The sequence below is a fragment of the Brucella thiophenivorans genome (assembly GCF_002252445.1).
Taxonomy (GTDB): Bacteria; Pseudomonadota; Alphaproteobacteria; order Rhizobiales; family Rhizobiaceae; genus Brucella; species Brucella thiophenivorans.
Map to the genome: position 1 here is coordinate 1 of NZ_NNRJ01000077.1, position 3915 is coordinate 3915.

Genomic DNA, 3915 nt, shown 5'->3' on the forward strand with positions numbered 1-3915 from the left:
AGAAGTGGCTCGGTTTGTCTGAACAGTTTTGGGCGTTTCTCTAGGTGGATTTCGGCCTTGATTATGCCGCCAGCATTATTGGAGTGAACGCGTTGAAATAAGCCTGATCCGGCGTCTGCCGGTCAAGGAATGAATGTGGGCGTCGGCTATTGTAGAAGGTCAGATATCGGCCAATGCCGACGCGGGCCTCGGATACGGTCTTGTAGGCGTGGAGATAAATCTCCTCGTATTTGATCGACCGCCAAAGCCGTTCGACGAACACGTTATCGCGCCACGCGCCCTTGCCATCCATCGAGGTGAACTGCGAGCCCTGGTCGGTATTGAATATGTCAGGTTTGCCATATCGGGCGAGCGCTTCCTCGACCGCTTCTATGCAGAAAGCGGCTTTCATCGTGATCGACAGGCGCCACGACAGAACCCTCTGGCTGAACCAGTCGACGACGGCGCAGAGATAGACGAAGCCGCGTGCCATCGGCACATACGTCATGTCCATTGCCCAGACCTGGTTGGGCCGGGTGACCGCCAGCCTACGCAAGAGATAGGGATAGATTTTGTGACCTGGGGCTGGCTTCGAGGTATTCGGGCGACGATAGATCGCCTCGATGCCCATCTTCTTCATCAGCGTGGCGACATGCAGCCGACCAACTTCTAGCCCTTCTCCCTTCAAAAGCCCCTGCAACATCCGACTTCCCGCGAATGGATATTCCAGATGCAATTCATCGATCCGGCGCATCAGTGCCAGACGCCATCCGATACCGGGCGCGGTGAATAGTAGACACTGCTATGGCTGAACCCGAGGAGCTTCGCCTGCCTTGCGACCGACAGCTTTTGCGTGCGGTCGATCATTTCTTTCCGCTCAGCAATCCCGCCTTGCCGAGCGTTCCGGCTAAAAAATCATTCTCCAGAGTTAGCTCGCCGATCTTGGCGTGAAGCGTTTTGACATCGATGGTAGGCCCCGCTGGCTCCGCCTTCGTCTCGTCGCCAAAAACACCGGTCGCCCCATCAAGAAGCTGGTCTTTCCACTGCTTGATCTGGTTGGCGTGCACGTCAAACTGTTGGGATAATGCCACAAGCGTCTGCTCGCCTCTGATCGCAGCGAGCGCAACTTTAGCCTTAAAAGAGGGGGCTATGGTTCCGGCGTGGTCGTCTCGTCATAGTATCTCCTGTACTCGGCATCTAAGCCGATGTCAGGCAGAAATTCCACTTATCCTAGCGGTTCAAATTTCCTGAATCACTTCTATGCAACTCGTTCCTGAGTAAACAGTCTGCGTATGCGAGCCTCCACGCGGCGCAACGATGATGCTCAAAGCTCAGAAGCGCCTCGATTGATGCATCTGCCATACCCGACCTCCAAATTATGAGGACCAATTGATTCTGACTACCGATAAATGTTCAACTGTAATGCTAGCTGGTGGGCGTATCACTCCCCCTCCTGTAGTGCGGAGCGATACGAGGTGAGTAGCCGCTTAATGCGATGTTTTTTCAGGTGAATATACCCGTCCTTGTCCTTCCGCTTCCGGCTTAATGCCAGATACACTGATGCTGGTGTGCGATCAATTGCTTTCGCCAATTCAGCCACGTTAGAGTAAATCACTCCGTCACATTCCAGTCTCCTCGACTGTCCCAAGCCCAGGCCAATGTTATCTTTTGTTCCCCTATGGATGGATATAGATATGCTACTGACTGAAACGTCTAACGCGGCAGCAGCAGCAGTTAGAGAGGGGTAAGCAATACCCCTTATGATAACGGATTTCGCCGAACCGTGAACCATAGTTCTCCCTCTCAGGCTTTGGTGACTGCTCTATTCAGGCAAGCAATGCAGTCTTTCACACATTTCGTTAAGGAAGCGGAAAATTGTAGCGGGGTCAATTTTGCAGTATAACTATTTCACGACTTTTAGAGCACCGTTCTTTCAGTGGGTGTTGATTTCCACCCCCTAAGTGAGCCTGAACGGCGGGTAATTTCCATTGAGAACTGAGCCATGTGACCCTGCCTCCACTGTTTTGTGCAGCGCAGGACAACGGAGTGATCCACATGGGACTTTTGAAAATCATTCGCCGCATGCTTTTGCGGGACATGCCATCGATCCGTGAGATTGGACGGCGGACTGGTCTTTCACGCAATACTGTTACAAAGCATGTCGCCTCGGGTAAGATCTGGCCTAAATTTGCGCCGCCGGATCGACCGAGCAAGCTTCATCCTTACGCAGACAAGCTTTCATCACGGATAAAAATCGAAGCAGCTAAATCGCGTAAACCACGCCGTAATCTGAAGCAACTTTATGCTGATCTGGTCGCTCTTGGCTTTGACGGATCTTATGGGCGGGTTGCAGCCTTCTCTAGGTGTTTGATCCCGGGGTTTGATGGTGCATTATTTTCCCATGCTTGGAGGGATGCACTATGGGACAGGTTTTACACGGCAGCGCCACCACGACTGAGGCAGTCCGTCGCCGTCGAGCAATACAAAATAGTCAAGAGAGCCTGAGGGCGCTTTCCAAGCACTATGGGATCAATCAGAAGACGGTTGCGATGTGGAGGAAGCGGACATCCGTTTCCGATCTGGCGACCGGCCCCAAAGAGCCGAGGTCGACAGTCCTGTCGCTTGAGGAGGAGGCTGTGATCGTCGCGTTCCGCAAGCATACGCTGCTGCCACTCGATGATTGCCTCTATTCTCTTCAACCGACCATTCCTCACTTGACACGCTCATCGCTACACCGATGTCTACAGCGCCACGAGATTTCCAGACTACCAGAGGTCACGGGCGACAAGCCGACCAAGAAAAAATTCAAGTCTTACCCTATCGGCTATTTTCACATTGATATTGCTGAGGTTCAGACCGCCGAGGGCAAGCTCTACCTCTTTGTCGCCATCGACCGGACGTCCAAGTTTACCTACGTCGAACTGCACGCAAAGGCAGGCAAGATGGCCGCAGCCCAGTTCCTGCGCAATCTGGTCAAAGCCGTTCCTTATGCAATCCATACCGTACTGAAAGACAACGGAATTCAGTTCACCAACCGCACCCGCGACATCTACGACTTTGGTCACATCTTCAATCGGGCCTGCGACGAAAACGGCATCGAGCATCGGCTGACCAAGGTGAAACATCCCTGGACGAATGGTCAGGTTGAGAGCATGAACCGCACCATCAAAGAGGCTACCGTCAAGCGCTTCCATTACGATGACCACGCCCAATTACGAACACACCTCAACGATTTTGTCACCGCTTACAATTTCGGTCGCCGCCTAAAGACACTCAAAGGCCTCACTCCATACGAATTCATCTGCAAATGCTGGACAAAAGAACCCGAACGTTTCAGGTTAAATCCGATCCATCAAATGCCGGGACTGAACACCTAGGAACTGGCGTGCAGATCGCTAACGTGAGCAGCAGGCAAGCGGGCGCGGAACCTTCATTCCGCTGACTTTCCGCGCGGGTGAAGCTTTTCAATTTGATTGGAGCGAGGATTTTGCTGTGCTGGGTGGAGAACGCACCAAGTTACAGGTTGCACATTTTAAGTTGTCTCACAGTCGAGCATTTGTGGTCAGGGCTTATCTGCTTCAGACCCATGAGATGTTGTTCGATGCCCATTGGCACGGGTTGCGCGTCCTGGGTGGTGTGCCCGAGCGCGGCATATACGATAATATGAAGACGGCGGTTGACCGAGTTGGCTGTGGCAAAGAACGGCATATCAACATGCGCTTTCTTGCCATGGCGAACCACTATGTCTTCGAGCCAGAGTTCTGCAACCCTGCTGCTGGATGGGGTGAAGCAGATCAGAAAACAATCCAGTTAACTGTTTTCCTGCTGAACGCCCGGAGTGGGAGCGAAGGGCCGGGTGGGTCAGGTCGAAAAGAATTTGCAAGATGCCCGCCCGCGCTTGAAGTGATTCAGGAAATTTGAACCGCTAGGATAAGT

General features: G+C 52.8%; 2 protein-coding genes and 2 pseudogenes. 3 read left to right on the forward strand and 1 reads right to left on the reverse strand.

The features are described 5' to 3' along the window. Positions 1–61: 61 nt before the first annotated feature. A pseudogene (locus tag CEV31_RS20795) lies at positions 62–1155 on the reverse strand (IS3 family transposase). 879 nt (positions 1156–2034) lie between these two features. On the opposite strand from CEV31_RS20795, the gene CEV31_RS21015 reads away from it, so the two are divergent. The 3 genes and pseudogenes from CEV31_RS21015 to CEV31_RS20810 form a co-directional block, all read left to right on the forward strand. Beyond that, positions 2035–2484 carry a hypothetical protein gene (locus tag CEV31_RS21015; protein ID WP_143850999.1) on the forward strand — a complete coding sequence of 150 codons (450 nt, stop codon included), beginning with the start codon at positions 2035–2037 and terminating at the stop codon, positions 2482–2484. Beyond that, positions 2400–3356, forward strand: coding sequence for an IS481 family transposase (locus CEV31_RS20805; RefSeq protein ID WP_094510151.1), 957 nt, complete (start codon positions 2400–2402; stop codon positions 3354–3356). The genes CEV31_RS21015 and CEV31_RS20805 overlap by 85 nt, the downstream gene beginning before the upstream one ends. After that, a pseudogene (locus CEV31_RS20810) lies at positions 3355–3789 on the forward strand (IS21 family transposase); the annotation flags it as partial. The gene CEV31_RS20805 and the pseudogene CEV31_RS20810, both read left to right, overlap by 2 nt. Between the last annotated feature and the right edge of the window lie 126 nt (positions 3790–3915).